This window comes from Brasilonema bromeliae SPC951 (genome assembly GCF_012912135.1).
GTDB lineage: Bacteria > Cyanobacteriota > Cyanobacteriia > Cyanobacteriales > Nostocaceae > Brasilonema > Brasilonema bromeliae.
In genome coordinates this window covers 1-18,213 of the sequence record NZ_QMEB01000023.1, presented here as the reverse complement: position 1 = coordinate 18,213, position 18,213 = coordinate 1, and the positions used below count along the sequence as shown (strand labels likewise).

The following is an 18,213-nucleotide window of genomic DNA, read 5'->3' as shown; positions in this document are numbered from 1 at the left end:
AACCCGAAGGGGGAAGCAGGGGAAGCAGGGGGAGCAGAGGGAACAAGAATTTCCAACTGGGCAGAAAATTTGTTGGTAGGAATGACAAAGACGCTTCCCAAGGGACTGAGATATATTTCTGATAGAGAACGGGCTGTGCATGAGCAGGTGCGTACTGTTGCTCAACTGTTGCAAATTGAACCCCTGTTAAATCGTTTACCCAAGCAACTGTCTGGTGGACAAAGGCAAAGGGTTGCTTTGGGAAGAGCGATCGCACGTAATCCCCAAGTGTTTTTGATGGATGAACCGCTTTCTAACTTGGATGCAAAACTCCGCGCCGAAACCCGCGCCCAAATTGTCAAACTACAGCGTCAGTTGGGCGTCACGACAATTTATGTCACTCATGATCAAACTGAAGCTATGACGATGGGCGATCGCATTGCTATTCTTAATCATGGTCAACTCCAACAAGTTGCATCCCCCTTGGAACTTTATAATCGTCCAGCCAACCGCTTTGTTGCAGAATTTATTGGCTCACCACCGATGAATTTTATCCCTGTGAAGTTCCATGCTCCCCAATTAATTACCAATGGTGATTTTCGCTTCACCTTACCAGCAGTTTGCGGTGAAGCTCTACAAAAATACGACAATCAAAACCTTATTTTAGGAATTCGTCCAGAACATTTAATTTTGAGCGTACCTGCAAATAAAAATCTGCAGGTGCAAGTGGAATTAGTAGAAAATCTGGGAAATGATATATATCTTTCCACAAAACTTCTCCAACCAGGTTTTCAAAAATCTGCCTTTGGGATAAAGGACGTGCAAGTGCGAGTTCCTCCAGAGCGTTTTGTGTCTTGTGGGGAAGAACTGTGGTTATCTTTGACGCCAGAAAAACTACACTTTTTTGACCCGGAAACGGAATTGGCAATATTTCCAAATTAGCCGTCAAGAATTAGGGGTGTAAGGGGGTAAGGGGAGCCAGTGCCCTTCGGGTGTGCGCAGAGCGCACGCCTTACTGTCCTCCCCAACGCACTGCCTCACCAGAACACATGAAAATTGATTTTTTCTAGAACTTACGCACTGTACAAAAAGACTAGACCCGTGCATAACGTGCGCGCTCGTGTGGAAACATTGTCTGTATCTGCAAAACAATTGTACTGCGACAGCAAAATGCTTGATTCTATCTACAATCCACGTTTATCTTCCGCAGTGTGCATAAGTTGATTTCACTTACACCTAAATAAGAAGTAGAAGGAAGGCTTATGTCCGAACAAGGTAATAACCCCGACTTTATTCGAGGTGATTTATGCCTACTATACATATCACATAATCAAAATTTTGTCAAGGATTAGGTTCTATTTTCTTCTGAGTCAGGAGTTGCAGCAGTTGTAAGTTCTATGCTGGCGTTCCCTTGCGGCACATCCAAGAAATCAGCGCTCACAACGACTTGGGGACTTTGCAGCGGTATTTGGAAGTGATCCCAAAACAACGGAAGAAAGCTGTTTCAGTAATTGGTTTTTGAGGAGAAACAGACCGAAATTCCGAAAAATAGTATGCTCAGTTTGTATTAAGGCTTGAACGTTAGCAAATTTCCCAGATTCATAAAAACCGTGAAAAAGATCTTAATGTTCTCAGCAAATCCCAAGAACACAAACCCTTTGCGCTTAGGGGAAGAGGCGCGGAAAATTCAGGAAGCGCTGAAACTAGCTAAACGTCGAGATCAGTTTGAAATTGCTACTGAATGGGCAGTACGAGTAGAAGATTTACGCCGTGCAATGTTAGACCACCAGCCTCATATCGTTCATTTTTCCGGACATGGAGCGGGAAAAGAGGGTTTAGCATTTGAAGAGAATTCTGGGATAACGCAACTGGTAAGCGGCGAAGCGATCGCAAGTTTGTTTGAGTTGTTTCGTGGAACAGTTGAGTGTGTCCTACTTAACGCCTGCTATAGCGAAGTTCAAACACAAAAATTCTACAATTAGTGGCGGAATGCAAGCTGTTCAGGGGAACAACAATACCCAAGTTCAGCAAGATGTTGAGCGAAATCAAGGACAGGCTATTGGTCAAATGTATGGCAGCCAAGCCTTCTGTGTTCAGGAAGTTCGTAAGGGAGGTTTCTTTGTTGCTGGAAATGTCATCTTTCAAAATAGTGGGCGGGACAATGTACAACCAACACTGTATCAGTCTGAACGGGAGCTTCCCTCTCTCCTGCCATATTTAGCAAACCGTAGTGATCAGGAATTTGAGCTAGCTAAAGCACTTCAACTGTTGCTAAAGCAAGTTCTACCATTACCTCTGGTTTGCATTATTCATGGCAATGAATTCCAAAGCCATGATAAATTTTTAGAGCGTTTGCAAAAGTTCTCTGTCCCCAGATTGTTAGGATTAGATCCAAACCAGACGGTAATTAAGAAGTACTGCCTGGACTGGCCTGCTGGATTAAAAAATTTAGACGAACTGAGAGATCGGTTGTCCAAAAATCTGGCAGATAGTGTTCTGGGCTATAGTTTTGCCTCTTTAGAAGAAATTAATGCAACCTTCTGCAAATACCCAAATCCAATTATCATTCATACTCATTTACTCACTGAGGATTGGCGGCAGCAAAGATTTTAAATCTTAAATAAGCTGCTGGAATTTTGGCAGAATTGGCCTGCTCTTATTCCAGGACAAAAACTCATAATCTGTGTGTTTATCAAATACCAAACCAAACGACAAAAACACACTGAAAGATTTTCATTTGGACGGATTTTCTGGTATTTGATAAGCTTTTGCAAGCGGCGTCGCTATCAAAGTATAAATAATAAGATTTATACAGAAATAAAAGTACTTAATACATCAAAATTTAAGCATTTCAATCGTTTATCGTTTACTGTCTTGTCAGAATTAACAAATATTAACAGAACGCATGTTGAAAACTGGGTACGCAGTGAAGAAACAAAACAGTTTGTGGGTGAGGTAATGATTCAAAAACTGGTTGATGAAGTTAAAGATATGTTTTATCGTTGGGAAAAAGAAACGTCATCCGATAAAATTCCTATGGATGATTTAGCTGATGAGTTAACTCGCCTACTAAAGTCACTTAGCCGTCACTAATTACACTCATGATTAATGATTGTCAAAAATCAAAATGTTGACACACCTTAGTAAAAATTTGTACTGCAATAGATTATAAACTCTTTTTATGAACTTTCCATTTTATATAGGTGATGGAACTCGAAAGCGGTATGAATCGCCAGCAAAACTGTCTGTCTCTGCCCGTTCTCAACTGCTCAAGCCAGAATATTACACTGCCGATCAAGGACTTAAAGATGCTTGTAATGTAGCCCTCCTATTAGGGCAGCCGCTTCTCCTTACGGGAGAACCGGGAACTGGAAAGACTCAATTTGCTTACAGTGTTGCCTGGGAACTTGGTTTCGACCCACCATTGAAGTTTGAAACTAAGTCTACTAGTGCCGCTCGGGATCTGTTCTATACCTATGATGCTTTGAAACGTTTTCAAGATGCCCAAAGTGGTACTGTCTCAGCCAGCTTTTCGGATTATATCACCTACCAGGCTCTGGGGCTGGCGATTTTACGAACCCGAAATCCGGCTGAAGTTGAGCAAATTTTACCATCAAATTTTCCACATTCTGGCAAAGCACGTTCTGTTATTTTAATTGATGAAATTGATAAAGCTCCTCGTGACTTCCCAAATGATCTGCTCAATGAACTGGAACATATGTATTTTCGTATTCCAGAGTTTGGAAATAAAATAATTGAAGCTGACCCAGCACTGCAACCCATTTTAATTATTACCAGCAATACTGAAAAAGATTTGCCAGATGCCTTTCTACGGCGTTGCATTTATTACGATATTCCCTTCCCAAAGCATGAGCGGCTTGCAGAAATTATTGCCAACCGTTTAGGACTTCATACTGGTAGCAGCAATCCATTTTTACAAGATGCCCTTAACTTGTTTTATCGATTACGTGCTCCTCAAAGTGGTTTAAGGAAAAAACCTGCAACAGCTGAGTTATTAGGTTGGCTCTTGGCTCTACAAACCCTTGCTGGTAATACAGCTAATCCCTTAACTAAATTAGATGTGATTCTCCCCACCCTCAGTAGTTTAGTCAAAACTGCTGAAGATCAAGAAAAAGCCAAAAAACTTGTAGAACAATGGATGCTGGAACACAAAAAAATAATCCAGATTGGTTGAATCCCAATGTTCTAACCGACTTTATTGATGATCTCAGAGATGCAGGGTACAAAATTGGTATTTCTCAGTATATTGCAGCTCAGGATTTAATCTTAGCACTAACTGCTCAGGGTGAAACTTTGAATAGACCAGAGCGTCTCAAAACTCTGCTTGGGCCAATCTTTTGTAGTTCACCTGCTGAGCAGGAAGATTTTCAGGAACGCTTTGACCGGTGGATTGAGTTTGTTAGCCATACTCCTCGTGCAACCGAGAGAGCAGATGTAAAAGCCCAAGCACTGTCAAAAGAATTAGGAAAAGTCCGACGGGGCTTCCGTCAGTTGATTCAGACACTTATTGCAATTGTTCTAACAGGCATTTTTCTACCCATTCTCTTCGAGCAGTCTATAAAAGATGATAGCGCTCAGGTAACACAATCTTCTGGAACACAATCTTCTGGAACACAATCTTCTGCAACACAATCTTCTGGAACACAATCTTCTGCAACAAAATCTTCTGCAACACAACCTTCTGCAACGACATTTTCTGCAACAAAACCTAATTCGGACTTTCCACTGGATTGGCAGATATCACTGTTTTGTTTTTTGCTTACTCTTTGTATTGCTTTTCTAGTCTGGCGGTTATGGTGGTTATGGCGTGCGAACCTGTTCCTACAACGTCATGGAACTACGGAACAGCCTGAGCTACATAAGATTTCCATTCGTGACTTTGAGCAAAACTTATTCCCTACAATTATGTTTATACACGCTGCTCAAAGTTTAAGGCAACGAATCCGTATCCCATCTCATGAACTTGATGTTGATACAACTATTGACGCCACTCTTCGCCAAGGAGGATGGCTGACACCAGTATACGGTACTCGCCAAGTTCTTCCGGAGTATCTCTTTCTTATTAATCGCGTCAGTTATCGAGATCATCAGGCTAAATTTATGGAAGAGATGGTTGATCGCCTTCAACACAATGGAGTTTTTATCACAAGCTATTTCTTCGATGATGATCCGCGAATTTGCTTGTCCTATGATGGTACAAGCTCTCCACAAAAACTCCACGAAATAATAGCAAAATATACTCAACATCGCCTTGTTATCGTCTCAGATACAGAGAAGCTATTTAGTACTCAAACTGGTGAGCCAGAACCTTGGGTAAGTCAAATGACAACCTGGGGTAGTCGGGCTATTCTCACGCCAAAACCTGTAGAAAATTGGGGATATCAGGAGTTAGAACTCGCACGGCAGTTTATTATTTTACCTGCAACACCTAAAGGGGTGCGGGTGCTTAGCCAAGTTCTACATCAGGGATCTGCAACTTACGTTCTCTCTGAAAAAGACCAAATTTCTCTACCAGAACCGTTGCGTGTTCGACCTCATTACTGGCTTGAGCGCAATCCACCCAAACCTGAGCAGATCAATGCAATGTTAAACTCATTGCAAGAATATCTCGGCAAAGACGGTTTTTACTGGCTGAGTGCTTGCGCTGTTTTTCCAGAGTTGCATTGGAACATTACAATCTATCTGGGTAATGTTCTCAAAACAGCAGAAGGGCATTGTCTTTTAGAGGTGTGTTCACCGACTAATCTGGCTCGCTTACCCTGGTTTCGCTATGGTAACATGCCAGATTGGTTGCGCTCTGTTTTGATTGCAACTTTTACACACCAACAGAAACATGCAATCCGCACTGCACTCCAAGATTTACTGATCACTGCTGTTCAAGGATCTGTTGGTAGACTGCAATTAGAAGTCGCAAAAAAGCATCACAGTTTTCTGCCTAAACTTGCTGATGCGGTACTTCACCTCTTGTCTATAAGAGTGATCAAAGGTAGTCCATTACGAGACTACTTGTTTTTAAGCGTTATGACAGGACAGCCCAAACTCGCTATTGAGGTGTCAGATACTTTCAGTCGTCTATTAAATGTATCCAAACATAAATCACTGTTGAAAATAATTTGTGACCATAAAAGAAATTTTTTTGGATTGACTGCAATTCAAGTATTTGGAATAATAGTCACAGGAGTCTTAATAAGTTTTTTTACATCCCATATGAATTCAAAGCCTACTAAATTTTCGGAAACATGCAGTAACTTTAATATTCTAATTCCCGATGACAAAAGCTATGTTAAGCTGCAAGCCACTTGTCGAAAATTTGGTAGTGAACCGAACTCAACCTCAATCCATTTGAAGCAAATCGAAAACGATAATGGACAACTGAGAATAAATGCGATATCAGAGGAGAGTACTTTTCAGAAAACTTGCTATAACATGAAAGTTGAAGGCAGTAGACTATTTGCTGATTGCGAGAAAAGGAATAGAGAAAAGGTTCTTTCTTCCCTGGAATTAAAAGGAATTTTTAATGAAAATGGGATGTTAAAATATCTTCAAGACCCGAATTAATCACAGGGATGACATAATGTTTTCAATTTCATTCTCATATCGCTGATTAAGCTTATAGCAATCGAAGTATAGGTTAGGACGTTAAACGAATAGCTGTATCAACTCTCTCCCGAAAATCTTCGATAGCCCCTTGTGACTTTCTGACTCGATTTTTAATGGGAAACCAATAATGTTCGATATCATTCAAATCAGGAGAATAGGGTGGCAAATACTCAATTTCACACCCAACTGATTCAATTAATTCACGATTTTTCTGAGATTTGTGGAAAGTGGCATTATCTAAAATAATTGTCTGTCCTGATTTGAGTTCTCTTAAAAGTTTTTCTTCGAGCCATTTTTCAAAAACTAACCGATTACAAGAACCTTCAAAAGTTAGTGGAGCCACTAATTTACCTTGACACAAAGCACTGATAATGCTAACTCTGATGTTTCTTTTTCCTGATTTTAAATCGTGAAATCTTTTTCCTTTGGGATTCCATCCATAACCATAGTCTTCTCTATTATCTATTCCCGATTCATCAACGTAAACTAGCTGCGATGATTTTTTTTGACTAATTTTTGCTCGAAATTCCCGCCTTTTCTCTTCATCCCTTTCTCGATAACCGTAAGTTTTTTTTTCGGGTATAACCAATTTTTTTTAAGGCTTTTCCTATAGTGCGATCGCTAATCTTTTCTGACCAAGCTTCTGCCATTTCTGCTTGAGTTTTACTGCCATTTATCTGAGCGAATCGCTGAAATTCTTCTAAATCAGCAATTTTCGGGTTATACCCTTGTTGATATCCTACTTTGGGCTGATAATCTCCGGTTTCTTTTCTCTTATTTAACCAGGTCTCTATTGTATTGCGACTAATTTCAAAGATGCGACTTGCTTGAGTTTTTCTCATTTCGCCATCAATCGCATTAATCACTTTAGTTCTTAAATCGTAACTATAAGAAGCTGGCATTTTTTTTCAAGTCATTTATTTCTATTATGTCCTAAACTATGCTTCGACTGCTATACTTAAAATATATCGCTTTTTCTCAATAGACCTAATTATTAATTTTTTCATTACCCCTGAGACACCAATGGCGATCGCCTGAAAACTTTATCTGCGCTTCAACCAACTAAAGACTTCGTCAACGGATAGTGTCAGGTTTATATTTTCTAACACGGGTAAAACATCTGCTCCAGTCAACAAATCCGGCAGCCGATCAAGATGGTAAACTAGGATAGAGCGTTCGCTCGGATCTATCAACCATCCTAGCTGAGTACCATTTTTCAGACAGTGCAGGATGTTGCCTGTTACCTTGGTCTGACTTTGAGCAGGGGAAAGGATTTCAATCACCCAAGGTGGAGGAAAGTCAATACCACTGCTAATGATCTCACCGCTATCATCCAGCGGTAGTTGATGAATGGCGACAACCACGACATCAGGAACTACTGAACGATTACCGAAAGTACAGCGTAATTCTGGAAAGCTTTCGTACTGACTTCCTGCTGCATCAATCACTGCAATTAAACTTTTCTGCAACAGGCTGTGTTTACCTCCTCCCATCGGTTTCTGAATCGCTTCTCCATTCATAAACTCCCAAGCTGGTGACTCATCAACGTATGGAAGTTCCAAAAACTCCTTCAGTGTAGTGGTTGCTGGAACTGTAATTGTCATTTCCGTCACCCATTTTTTATTCGACTTTAGTTACATTTTTTCAGTCAGCTGTCATCTGATTTTACCATTAATTGGGATACAAAAAGGCTAATGACAGATACGCCAGAAATAGTTCATTAAGTACAACATTCACAAGTTCGTAGCGTTATAGTTCGTAGTTGTACTGTTTAGCACAGAACGGCAGAAATACCCATCTTCTGTCACTTTCCGCGTAATATGAGTAAAAGAATCAGAAGATAAAACTCTACAAGGTAAGTAGAGCAAGAGAAATGACTAATGGCTAGGAGCCATTAGTCATTTGTAGTCGCTAATTACACCTCAGCAACAGCTTGTTCTTCTTCTCTTTCAACAAACGCCTGCACGCGAGCACGGTATTGTCTTAATGATTCGTCTACCCAATCGCGATCATTGCTGTTAGCGTACAAATGCACTACTGGTTCACTAGCATCCGGCAATACTAATACCCAACTGTCATCATACGGTTGACAAATTTTCACTCCATCAATTAACTCCAGATTTTGAGCTGGGTGAGTTTCCACTAAGTGGCGCATCAGCGCTCCTTTGACAGTCCAAGGGCAACGTACTGTATATGCTTTGTGAACCACACGCGGCAATTCTGCCCGTACAGAGGCGAGAGAGCGCTCCTGTATCGTCAGCATCTCAATCAGTTTAGCAGTGGGGAACATAGCATCAAATCCTGGATGCAATTGCGGCACAATAAAGCCAGTGTCGCCATTACCACCCAACACCACATTGGAATTTTTCTGACAAGCCTCCATTAATGCTGTGGGATTTGCTTTTGTGCGAATGACCTTACCATCATGGCGACGAGCAATTTGTTCCACTGCACTAGAAGCATGAACTGGTACCACCACTGTTCCTCTGGGGTGAGCAGTTAACATCATGTCTATCATCAGTGCTGTTAACATTTCTCCACGAATAGAAATGCCAGATTCATCAACCAAAATGAGTTGTTCTCCATTCGCGGAAACTTGAACACCAAAGTTCGCTTTCAACGCCTCCACCACATGACCAAGCTGAGTCAAAAGTGCTTCGCGCTCAGCTGCTGACATCGCAGTTTTATTGAGACTCGCATTCAACACCACTGCATCAGCCCCAAACTTATCTAGCATTTGGGGTAACACAGCTCCAGATACTGAATAAACGTAATCAATAACGACTTTTGCCCGACTGTTGCGAATACTATCAATATGTAACAGCTTCTCAAAAGCGGTGCAGTATCGATCCATCACCTGACTGGGGTAAGCAACATCACCAATTTCATGAATTTGCGCCCGGCGCATATCTTCCTTGAAGTAAGCCCCTTCGATTTTCTTTTCCAAGGATTTGGTGATATTGATTCCCTTGGCATCTATAAACTCAATTAGGATATAGTCGGGGCGGTCTGGATGCACCCGCACATGAATTCCACCACTGACTGGCATAGTGGGTATCACTGTGCGAGTTATTGGAATAGCTGTGGCATCTAGGTTCTGAATATCGATACCTACTGACATCAAACCAGCAATTAATGAGCGAGTAACCATGCGAGAGACATTGCGTTGGTCACGAGAAACTGTTACCCGAGAACCTGGTTTCAAAGTTGAACCGTATGCTGCTCCCAATTTCACCGCAAATTCTGGGGTGATGTCAATATTGGCTAGTCCTTGGACGCCTCGTTGCCCAAATAAATTACGTTGGGCAGTGTTACCCCAAATCAAATTAATATTTAAAATTGCCCCAGACTCAATCTTTTTACTGGGCCACACCCGCACAAATGGGCTAATTTGGGCTTCTTCTCCCACAGTCGAAAGCGAACCAACCACAGCACCTTCTAAGACATGGGCACGGCGGTCTACACGCGCACCACGGCAAATAACACAAGCACTGAGTTCTGCCTCGTCGCCAAGGATCGCTCCATTCCAAATAATCGGACGCTTGAGATTGGCATCAGAGCCAATGGTGACATTATCCCCAATGACGGTTCCGGCTTCAATCTGTACTCTTGCTCCAATGCGGCAATTATCACCAATGACTACTGGAGTTTCAATCTGCGCTGCTGGGTCAATATAAGTGTTTTGACCTACCCACAAGCCAGGGGAAACTTCGTTATAGGCAAAGTCAAGTTTGACTTTGTGATATAACCCATCGTACTGCGCTTCACGATAAGCATCTAAGTGACCGACATCAAACCAATAACCTTGGGCAATGTAACCATACATTGGCTCATTCTTTGCCAATAGCAACGGGAACAAATCTTTAGAAAAGTCAGATTCTTGGTTTGCTGGCAGATATTCCAAAACTTCTGGTTCCAGAATGTATGTACCAGTGTTAACAGTGTCGGAGAAAATTTCACTCGTAGACGGTTTTTCTAAAAATCTACGAATCCGACTTTCTTCATCAGTAATCACCACCCCAAACTCTATCGGGTTGGGGACACGGGTTAAAACTAAAGTCGCTTTTGACTTCTTTTGTTTATGAAATTCAATCGCTGCTGTCAGATCGAAATCTGTTATACTATCGCCGCTAATGACTAAAAACGTCTCGTCAAGAAGTTCGGCAATATTTTTCACGCAGCCGGCAGTACCTAAAGGCTGATCTTCTTCTACGGCATAGGTCATTTGTACGCCAAAGTCACTGCCATCTTGGAAGTAATCTCGCATGACATCAGGTAAATAATGGAGTGTGGCAACCACTTCTGTTATTTGATGCCGTTTGAGAAGATTGATGATATGTTCGGCAATGGGTCGATTCAGGATAGGGACCATTGGTTTGGGCAGATCACAAGTTAGCGGACGCAGCCGCGTTCCTGAACCACCTGCCATCAGTACTGCACGCATAAATCCTCCTTATCTATTTGCACCACTTGCTGCCTTAATACCCATAAGACTAACTTTGTTTTCTTTAGTCTCCTATGGATTTTAGTGTTTAGGGAACTTTCGCAAGATGCATCTGATCACGACTAGGAATATCTACTCGACACACTAGCCTGTTTATCTGTACAAAATCAAGAAGGAAAACGGATGGAAAGTCAAACAACAAAAGTAAACCACTGCTCGACTCGGGTTCGGTCAGGCTACAGCAGCCAGTGCGTTGAGTCCTCACAAAGGAGCAGTCGGGTTTCCGTGCGCCCCTTAACTTTAGCAATGCCCGACAGTGTCGTATCTGGCATCAACTGGTGTATCTCCTTTGGAGACGCGCTCGTCGCAAAGCGTCCCGCCCTCGGGATACGCTAAAGCCATAGGTATACCTCTAAGAGTCGAAAGAGTTTTTTACTTTTTATTTTTGACTTCCCTTGTTTTCTCATCCCAAGAAGCTCGTACTATACTCATAAAGCAGCAATCCTGTTATAACTCTGTTAATTAGCTACTATCAATATGCGAACAATTGCGGAGATTAATGACAAAATTAGCCAGAAACTGGCGGTGGTGTTAACTATTGAGGAATTAAAGGCAAGAGTTGCAGAAGTAGGTGTTACCAAAGTTGCTAAGGAAGTTGATGTCATTACTACTGGCACTTTTGAGCCAATGGAGTCTAGTGGTGCCATTGTTAACCTAGGACATACTGATCCACCGATAAAAATTCGCCGTTGCTGGTTTGATGGTGTTCCGGCATACTCTGGTTTTGGAGCCGTAGATTTATACTTGGGTGCGAGTTGCGCCGTGGAAGTCATGGACGGCGAAGAAGTTCGGGAACGGGGTGGCGGTCATGTCATTGAAGATTTGATAGCTGGTAAAGCTGTACACATTCGAGCACAAGGACAAGTGACTGATTGCTATCCTAGAGGCAGTTTTGAAACCACAATTACCCGTGAAACAATTAATCAGTTTTATTTATTCAATCCACGCAATCTTTATCAAAATTTTATAGTAGGCGTGAATGGGGGCGATCGCCCACTCCACACATACCTCGGTCCTCTACAACCGCGTTTAGGCAATGCCGTCTATTCTAACCCTGGTGCCATCTCCCCCCTACTCAACGACCCAGATCTACAACTCGTAGGGATTGGCACACGAATTTTTCTAGGAGGCGGTATTGGTTATGTTGCTTGGGAAGGCACTCAGCACTTTCCTTTACAAAAACGATTGCCCAATCATACACCCATTGGACCGGCTGCAACTTTAGCTTTAATTGGTGATGCCAAGCAAATGGATGCTCGTTGGGTGCGTGGGTGTTACTTTAAAAGTTACGGTCCTTCTTTGATGTTGGGAGTGGGTGTACCACTCCCTGTGTTGAACGAAGAAGTCGTTGCAAGATGTGCAGTTGAAGATAAAGACTTGGTAGCCCCAATAGTAGACTTTTCCATTCCCCGGCGTGTTCGTCCTACCTTTGGTTTAGTCAGTTACGCCCAACTCAAATCTGGACGAATCACCATAGAAGGCAGAACAGTGCGCGTTGCACCCCTTGCTAGTTTATTTCTCTCTAGGCAAGTTGCCGTGGAGTTGAAACAATCGATTTTACGTGGTGATTTTACTTTAACAGAGCCTGTTGCACCAATTGAGATGCAGCGGTCTTTTCTTCCGCAAGACAGGTGGACGGAATTTTAAGAGGACAAGAGGACAAAACCTCACCCCCATCCCCTCTCCTTATTAAGGAGAGGGGTGATTAAGGAGAGGGGTGCGGTGGAGGGCGGGGTGAGGTTCTTCGTTTTATAAGTGTTCATCCGGACATGATATCACTGCCTCACTCCCTTCCCCCTTGTCCTCTTACTGTTCCGGTGGCTTCAGACGCTTAACGGGCTTAGGTATGGGTTTTGAGGATATTGGTATTGACGCCGCACCTGTGTCGCCTGTTTTCTTTACTGGGCGTGGAATTTCGCCGTTGCGTGGTCTTGGAGGAAATGGTTTTTTTCCACTAGGACGACGACCTCCGCCGCCATGTCTGGTTTGTGGTGGTCTGCGCTTTTTGGGCAAATCAGCGATCGCCTCAGCGCTTTCTACTACTAATGAGTCAGTTTCGCGCTTGACTTGTAAATCCCAAAACTTACCGACTGCTCTGGCTTCAAGCTTACCTTTAATTTTCAACTTGAAATACTTTGGTTTGTCATCTTGTTTGCGCGCAGCTTGCCTAATTTTGATGACTAAGTGTTCAGCTTCATAAGACTGGTAAACAACCTCGCCACGAACAGAAAAATCACCATCTGGAACTTCTGATGAGGGGATGAGGGCGCTTGATGAACCATTAGTGCCCGGTATTGGCAAATCTTTTTGTGAAGCCGAATCTTGCTCGTCATTGGCTATTTGATGTTTAGCCAAGTTTTCCGGCTCCCAAACTCCGACAATTTGTATATGTAATTTGTCGTTTTCTTGCCGAGTACGCGGATAAACAACCCACAGATGTTCTTTTTCCAAATCCAAATGATTTTTGACTAAACTCATAATCCGACCCAGAAGGACGGCTTCAAGTTGTGTACCATCTGTAGTGACTATTGAACCTTGAGTAAATTGTTCGCTATTGGCGGCAACGTAGCGACCTCGCACTAAGCCAATAGCCCGGTACTGCATTGGTTCGCTGGGATCTGGAATCGGCTGTTGCCGGTTTTCTAAGTTCTGATCATTAGCAGTCTCACTAGAGATAACAGGTGAATTTTTTTCTTGAAAAGCAGGAGTTGCTGCATTGATATTCATAGCAGCTGTGTCTTTGCTCTCTAAAGCTTCTTTAGAAGCAGTTGAATTGGACGATTCAGGTGACGGCATCAGGTCGGAATTCATAAAAAACTCCTTGCGGCGGAGACACATCCCATTGTGGGATTTTAGAAAGGCAGCTGAAAAGAGCGTTTGTGCGGCGCTTGTAAGTATATTTCCTTTCAAGACAGCCACGTCTTAACGCTCTGTGCAATACTAAAGACGCAAAACTTTACATACACACCCTAAATCTGTAATTTAGCGTTTTTATGTTAGTTTCGGAAGCGTATCATAGCTACAATTTCAGACGGTTCCTCCTAAAATCAACAGTTGCATGAAATGCGTATATTGCTTTTTGTTATAAAATTCACAAACAATTCGCGGGTTTCCGTAAAAATTTTAAAATTTTTAACTTTCATTTTTTCTGTTGACCCTGAGCGCAGCCGAAGGGTCAACGATAATCTCATTAGAATTTAAGGATGGTTTTGTGTCTCAAACTCGCAAACACTGGATAATTAATGTAGTGTTGGTGCTGATACTTTTTGCTTTTGTCGGAGTTTCGGTGGTGCCACTCATTGGGGCATTTGATGAAACGCAAAGTTCCACTGAGAAATCCACAAACGCCAGAAGTGTTTCACCTTCCTCTGATCTAAAATCGAAACTGGAAAATGCTGCACAGGGTTATGCACAAGTTTTGCAGCGAGAACCGGAAAATCAAACGGCGCTGCGAGGCTTGCTTGAAACTCGACTACAATTACTCAGCTTGGGCGCGGGTGATGTCAAAAGCGTAATTGAACCTTTGGAAAAATTAACTCAGCTCAATCCAGAAGAAACAAGATATGCAGTGCTACTGGCTCAAGCCAAGCAGCAAAGTGGAGACAAGGAAGGAGCGGCTACAGCTTATCGTTCTGCTTTAGAAAAGAAACCTGGTAATCTTGAGGCTTTACAAGGTCTGGTAACCCTCCATCTGTCTGAAAAACGCCCGGAAGCAGCTATTAGTTTGCTACAAAATACTCTCAATACTGCAAGCAAAGCAAATAAAAGTCAGCCTGGAAGTGTGGATACAGTCGCCGTACAAGTACTCTTAGGTAAAGTACATGCGTCTCAAAAAAACTATACTCAAGCTCTAAGTGCTTATGACCAAGCAATAAGCAATGATAAACAGGATTTTCGTCCCGTTTTAGCAAAGGCGATGCTCCTGAAAGAACAGGGCAAAGTTGAGGAGGCAAAAACTTTGTTTACCCAAGCTGCGGCTTTAGCACCAAGCCAGTATAAAGACGAAATTAATAAGCAGGCTAGCGAATCTTCTAGTCCCGCTAGTACGCCGACATCAACGCCTAAGCAGTGAGGATGACGGAGGAAAGAACGGAGGGAGGGAAATCTTACCACACTTCCGCACTCCTCTACTTATCTCACGCTCCTTCAATGGCGGCGACGACACCAAATACAAGAAACAAAAATCCACCGATAAAGGTGAGCTTCCGCTCAGAAATTCGCCCTGCCAACATTCTGCCACCAATAACTGCAATAGCAGCACAAATGGCGTGTCCCAAAATAGCACCTGTTGTCACCCCAATGGCGTTATTTCCTGCGGCGAGGGCAATTGTGGCAATTTGGGTGCGATCGCCCCACTCTGCCATAAATGTCAGTACAAAGGCTTCTGTTAAAATTGCTAAAGCATTTTTCTTTTTCGGCAGTTGCATATCTGCCTCCTTCACTGCAGCTTTTGCTTCTTCTACAACTTCTGTATCACAACTGGAGACAGGCATTCGACTTGCATCGTAAAGTAGTTTAAAGCCAAAGCCAATAAATAAAGCTATCTCCGCAAAATGAATGTAAACTTTTGGAAGTACAGAAACTGCTTGTCCTACGACAACAGAAAGTATTGTCATTGCAGCTAAAGCCGCTACCACACCTGCAAAAACCAATCGCCGTGGGTGATGCATCGCTAAAATTACAGCGATAAAAAATGTTTTATCTCCTAGTTCTGAAACCGTAATTAGCAACAAACCTGCAGTAAAAGCTGTTAACACTTTCTCAAGCTCCTTCAAGAATTTTTTTCTTGTGTGAGCTTGATGCGAGTAGTGAGACTCCACCAAGCTCACACTTTTGCATGTGAACTTAGTGAAGGTCTCACTTCCAAGAAGCTAATGACTTACTCGTCACCTGAACCAGGCAGATTGCCAGTATGTTGACTCAGGTGTACTGGCTAATATGATTGCCAGCAGCTACTCCCCTTCTTTTGAGTAATTATACATCTATCCGAAGTTATAGTAAAGTAATAGACCAGTTATTCAATAAATATGGTTTGGGAGTACCATAACAAGTGTCACAAGAAGTAGAGCTTATGGACAAGGTTAAGGTTTGGGAAAGTTAGCCTGACAAAATTGCTATCGCATATGTGTCAGGGTTTTCGTGGCGCATCACAGAGTTATTACAATCTGTTACCAACCGTTAGAAGGGATGACTGATTGGCGAATGAGAGTTACCTAACCAACTTCTAAGCTTGTCACAGCAAATACACGATTTATAGGCAAGTTAGGAATTTCTTTATTGTACATCCGAGCGACTTCAAAGACTGGCTTCATCCCGTAACGTTGAGCCAGCTTAATCGCTTCTGGATTAGCATCTGGTACATCAAGAAACACTGGAGCATCAGAAGCAAAAGCAAGCAAGGCGAGTAAGAGTTGCTCGGCAATTTGTTCATCATCAGCATTCAACGGTCCAATCCGGAAACCTGTGTAGCTTTGACGGATGACTCCATAACCAACAACATGCCCATCTCTAACAACCCCTAAGGCAGAACTGTTTGGTTGGTTTATCCAAAGTTGTAGGAACTGCTTGCGCTCAGCCGGAAAAAGCTCTTGATCATAAGCAACTAATTTATCAAAAGGCACAGTTTTGAGTTCTACAATGCCGTCCGGGGCTAGACCGCCGCCTACAGTCTCATAACGAATATGACGGTAGGTGATTTGAAAACCTGATTTCTGGTAGTTCTTCTGTTGAGCAATCACTCCATCTAAGCTAATGTTACGCTCAGTACCAAGATATGCCATTGCTGCCCTCCACATTTTCATGCCAAAACCTCGCCCACGAAACTGCGGTTTGACAATATAAAAGCCAATAACGGCAAAGTGCTTAGAGTAAGCAACAGCGGAAATACTTGCCACAAGTTCATTGTTCAACTCCCCCACGAAAAAACCGCATTGATCAGCTTGGTAAAAACATTCAGCATCATAAATTCCTGGATTCCAGCCTTCAATTGCTGCCCAATCAATTACCAAATCTAATTCTGACCTCTTCATTGGTCGAACGGTAAAATTGTCTATTGTCATTGTTGTTATTGTGGTCATAACATCTTTGTACTTCCATATTATTGTGCAGTGATCGGATTTACTCACGTCAGCAGATGGGCTGTTAAGCTATATCTTGTCATGAGTAGTCTAGGAATCTGCTGTAAGATCAGACCTCACCCTCAATCGCTCTGGGAACTCGCACCAGATGGAAGCCGGAGGCAGCGTGAGGTTTTATATTTAATTTGACCCACTTACTATTGTTGTCACGGCTTATTTATCACTGGTGGCAATATATCGCTAACTGTAATCATCAAGTTAGGAAAATTCAAAGGTGAAATAATTGCCTCTTGTGAAAAAATCACTTCACTGTGATATTTCTCTTGAGTTGGTTCTCGAAAAACATGGAGTTTACGGTTATTAACATCTAGTACCCAATAATCTAGAATTCCTGATTTCGCGTAGGCTTTACCTTTAGTCTCGCAATCATATTTAAAGCTACTGTCTGCTACCTCAATAATCAAATATACTTCTGAGGCTGTAGGATGGTGGTCAACGTAATCGAGTGGATCGACTTTTACCACAGCAATATCAGGTTCTGGTTCTGAAAAATCATTTAACTGGACTGGATCTTGAGTATGAATATCTACCTGACCTTGTAATTTCTCACGCAGAACATTAGCAATACGCCTGACAGTAGTAGTATGGATAGTTCCTTTTGCACTCATCTTAACAATCTGTCCTGCGATTAATTCCACTCGTTCTTCTGGGTGAAAAATTCCCAACTCTGCCATTTTATGATATTCCTTCACTGTCCAAAGCCGAAGAGGGAAAGGGGCTTCTTTTGTCTGCATAGTTTATATCTTTAACGCATTTCTCAATGAATATTGAAACTATCTTAGCGAGCGTTGCTTGCAAGAAATATTAGATAATTCCCTACTGTAAGTTTTTATTTTCTCGATTTATCAAGTTAAGCGAAAAGCTTAGTTACTTCATTTCGCCAAAAGAAATACAAATAGAAACAAGCAAGGATGAAAATTTTTCATCCTTGAGCCTTGACACTTTAGCCTTTCTCAGATCTTGCACCATACT

15 protein-coding genes are annotated in these 18,213 nt (G+C 42.2%); 8 read left to right on the top strand and 7 right to left on the bottom strand.

Going from position 1 to position 18,213, the window contains the following annotated elements:
* From DP116_RS04980 to DP116_RS04955, 6 genes are all read left to right on the top strand, one after another.
* Positions 1 to 921: ABC transporter ATP-binding protein (locus tag DP116_RS04980; protein ID WP_169154143.1), on the top strand; the 921-nt coding region annotated here is incomplete at its 5' end.
* 683 nt (positions 922 to 1,604) lie between these two features.
* Complete coding sequence (locus tag DP116_RS04975) at positions 1,605 to 1,961, top strand: CHAT domain-containing protein (protein WP_169154142.1); 357 nt, start codon at positions 1,605 to 1,607, stop codon at positions 1,959 to 1,961.
* Between the two features lie 7 nt (positions 1,962 to 1,968).
* Positions 1,969 to 2,592 carry a hypothetical protein gene (locus DP116_RS04970; protein WP_169154123.1) on the top strand — a complete coding sequence of 208 codons (624 nt, stop codon included), beginning with the start codon at positions 1,969 to 1,971 and terminating at the stop codon, positions 2,590 to 2,592.
* 72 nt (positions 2,593 to 2,664) lie between these two features.
* Positions 2,665 to 3,072 (top strand): hypothetical protein, encoded by a 408-nt coding sequence (locus DP116_RS04965; RefSeq protein WP_169154122.1) that lies wholly within the window; start codon positions 2,665 to 2,667, stop codon positions 3,070 to 3,072.
* Between the two features lie 88 nt (positions 3,073 to 3,160).
* On the top strand, positions 3,161 to 4,174 hold the full coding sequence (locus DP116_RS04960) for an AAA family ATPase (protein WP_169154121.1): 1,014 nt from the start codon (positions 3,161 to 3,163) through the stop codon (positions 4,172 to 4,174).
* On the top strand, positions 4,135 to 6,558 hold the full coding sequence (locus DP116_RS04955) for a CVNH domain-containing protein (protein ID WP_169154120.1): 2,424 nt from the start codon (positions 4,135 to 4,137) through the stop codon (positions 6,556 to 6,558). The genes DP116_RS04960 and DP116_RS04955 overlap by 40 nt, the downstream gene beginning before the upstream one ends.
* A 73-nt stretch (positions 6,559 to 6,631) precedes the next feature.
* Here DP116_RS04955 and DP116_RS04950 read toward each other — a convergent pair.
* From DP116_RS04950 to DP116_RS04940, 3 genes are all read right to left on the bottom strand, one after another.
* Positions 6,632 to 7,502, bottom strand: a protein-coding gene (locus DP116_RS04950; RefSeq protein ID WP_169154119.1) for an IS630 family transposase whose coding sequence is annotated in 2 segments (ribosomal slippage) — positions 6,632 to 7,195 and positions 7,197 to 7,502 — 870 coding nt in all. Because the reading frame shifts where the segments join, the coding sequence is not laid out codon by codon here.
* Positions 7,503 to 7,643: 141 nt separating this feature from the next.
* Positions 7,644 to 8,204, bottom strand: a complete 561-nt coding sequence (locus DP116_RS04945) for a Uma2 family endonuclease (RefSeq protein WP_169154118.1) — start codon at positions 8,202 to 8,204, stop codon at positions 7,644 to 7,646.
* 311 nt (positions 8,205 to 8,515) lie between these two features.
* Positions 8,516 to 11,044 carry a mannose-1-phosphate guanyltransferase gene (locus tag DP116_RS04940; RefSeq protein WP_169154117.1) on the bottom strand — a complete coding sequence of 843 codons (2,529 nt, stop codon included), beginning with the start codon at positions 11,042 to 11,044 and terminating at the stop codon, positions 8,516 to 8,518.
* A 537-nt stretch (positions 11,045 to 11,581) separates the two neighbouring features.
* On the opposite strand from DP116_RS04940, the gene DP116_RS04935 reads away from it, so the two are divergent.
* Positions 11,582 to 12,751, top strand: coding sequence for a homocysteine biosynthesis protein (locus tag DP116_RS04935; RefSeq protein WP_169154116.1), 1,170 nt, complete (start codon positions 11,582 to 11,584; stop codon positions 12,749 to 12,751).
* A gap of 159 nt (positions 12,752 to 12,910) precedes the next feature.
* Here the strand turns inward: DP116_RS04935 and patR are convergent, their stop codons facing one another.
* Positions 12,911 to 13,915: a heterocyst master regulator PatR gene (patR, locus tag DP116_RS04930; protein WP_169154115.1), complete on the bottom strand. Its 1,005-nt coding sequence runs from the start codon at positions 13,913 to 13,915 to the stop codon at positions 12,911 to 12,913.
* A gap of 400 nt (positions 13,916 to 14,315) precedes the next feature.
* Here patR and DP116_RS04925 point away from each other — a divergent pair, with 400 nt between their 5' ends.
* The gene (locus DP116_RS04925) at positions 14,316 to 15,176 is read left to right on the top strand and encodes a tetratricopeptide repeat protein (protein WP_169154114.1); all 861 of its coding nucleotides are present in this window, start codon (positions 14,316 to 14,318) and stop codon (positions 15,174 to 15,176) included.
* A 64-nt stretch (positions 15,177 to 15,240) separates the two neighbouring features.
* Here DP116_RS04925 and DP116_RS04920 read toward each other — a convergent pair whose 3' ends face one another.
* The 3 genes from DP116_RS04920 to DP116_RS04910 form a co-directional block, all read right to left on the bottom strand.
* Positions 15,241 to 15,861 carry a TMEM165/GDT1 family protein gene (locus tag DP116_RS04920; RefSeq protein ID WP_169154113.1) on the bottom strand — a complete coding sequence of 207 codons (621 nt, stop codon included), beginning with the start codon at positions 15,859 to 15,861 and terminating at the stop codon, positions 15,241 to 15,243.
* A 456-nt stretch (positions 15,862 to 16,317) separates the two neighbouring features.
* Positions 16,318 to 17,181 (bottom strand): GNAT family N-acetyltransferase, encoded by an 864-nt coding sequence (locus tag DP116_RS04915; protein WP_211173080.1) that lies wholly within the window; start codon positions 17,179 to 17,181, stop codon positions 16,318 to 16,320.
* Between the two features lie 206 nt (positions 17,182 to 17,387).
* Entirely contained in the window at positions 17,388 to 17,975 is a 588-nt protein-coding gene (locus DP116_RS04910) for a Uma2 family endonuclease (protein WP_169154111.1), read from the bottom strand.
* Positions 17,976 to 18,213: the final 238 nt, after the last annotated feature.

Coding starts and splice junctions, on each gene's coding strand:
- DP116_RS04945 (WP_169154118.1), bottom strand. CDS start 8,204: ATGACAATTACAGTTCCAGCAACCACTACACTGAAGGAGTTTTTGGAA.
- DP116_RS04940 (WP_169154117.1), bottom strand. CDS start 11,044: ATGCGTGCAGTACTGATGGCAGGTGGTTCAGGAACGCGGCTGCGTCCG.
- DP116_RS04935 (WP_169154116.1), top strand. CDS start 11,582: ATGCGAACAATTGCGGAGATTAATGACAAAATTAGCCAGAAACTGGCG.
- DP116_RS04970 (WP_169154123.1), top strand. CDS start 1,969: ATGCAAGCTGTTCAGGGGAACAACAATACCCAAGTTCAGCAAGATGTT.
- DP116_RS04975 (WP_169154142.1), top strand. CDS start 1,605: ATGTTCTCAGCAAATCCCAAGAACACAAACCCTTTGCGCTTAGGGGAA.
- patR (WP_169154115.1), bottom strand. CDS start 13,915: ATGAATTCCGACCTGATGCCGTCACCTGAATCGTCCAATTCAACTGCT.
- DP116_RS04915 (WP_211173080.1), bottom strand. CDS start 17,181: ATGACCACAATAACAACAATGACAATAGACAATTTTACCGTTCGACCA.
- DP116_RS04910 (WP_169154111.1), bottom strand. CDS start 17,975: ATGCAGACAAAAGAAGCCCCTTTCCCTCTTCGGCTTTGGACAGTGAAG.
- DP116_RS04960 (WP_169154121.1), top strand. CDS start 3,161: ATGAACTTTCCATTTTATATAGGTGATGGAACTCGAAAGCGGTATGAA.
- DP116_RS04955 (WP_169154120.1), top strand. CDS start 4,135: ATGGATGCTGGAACACAAAAAAATAATCCAGATTGGTTGAATCCCAAT.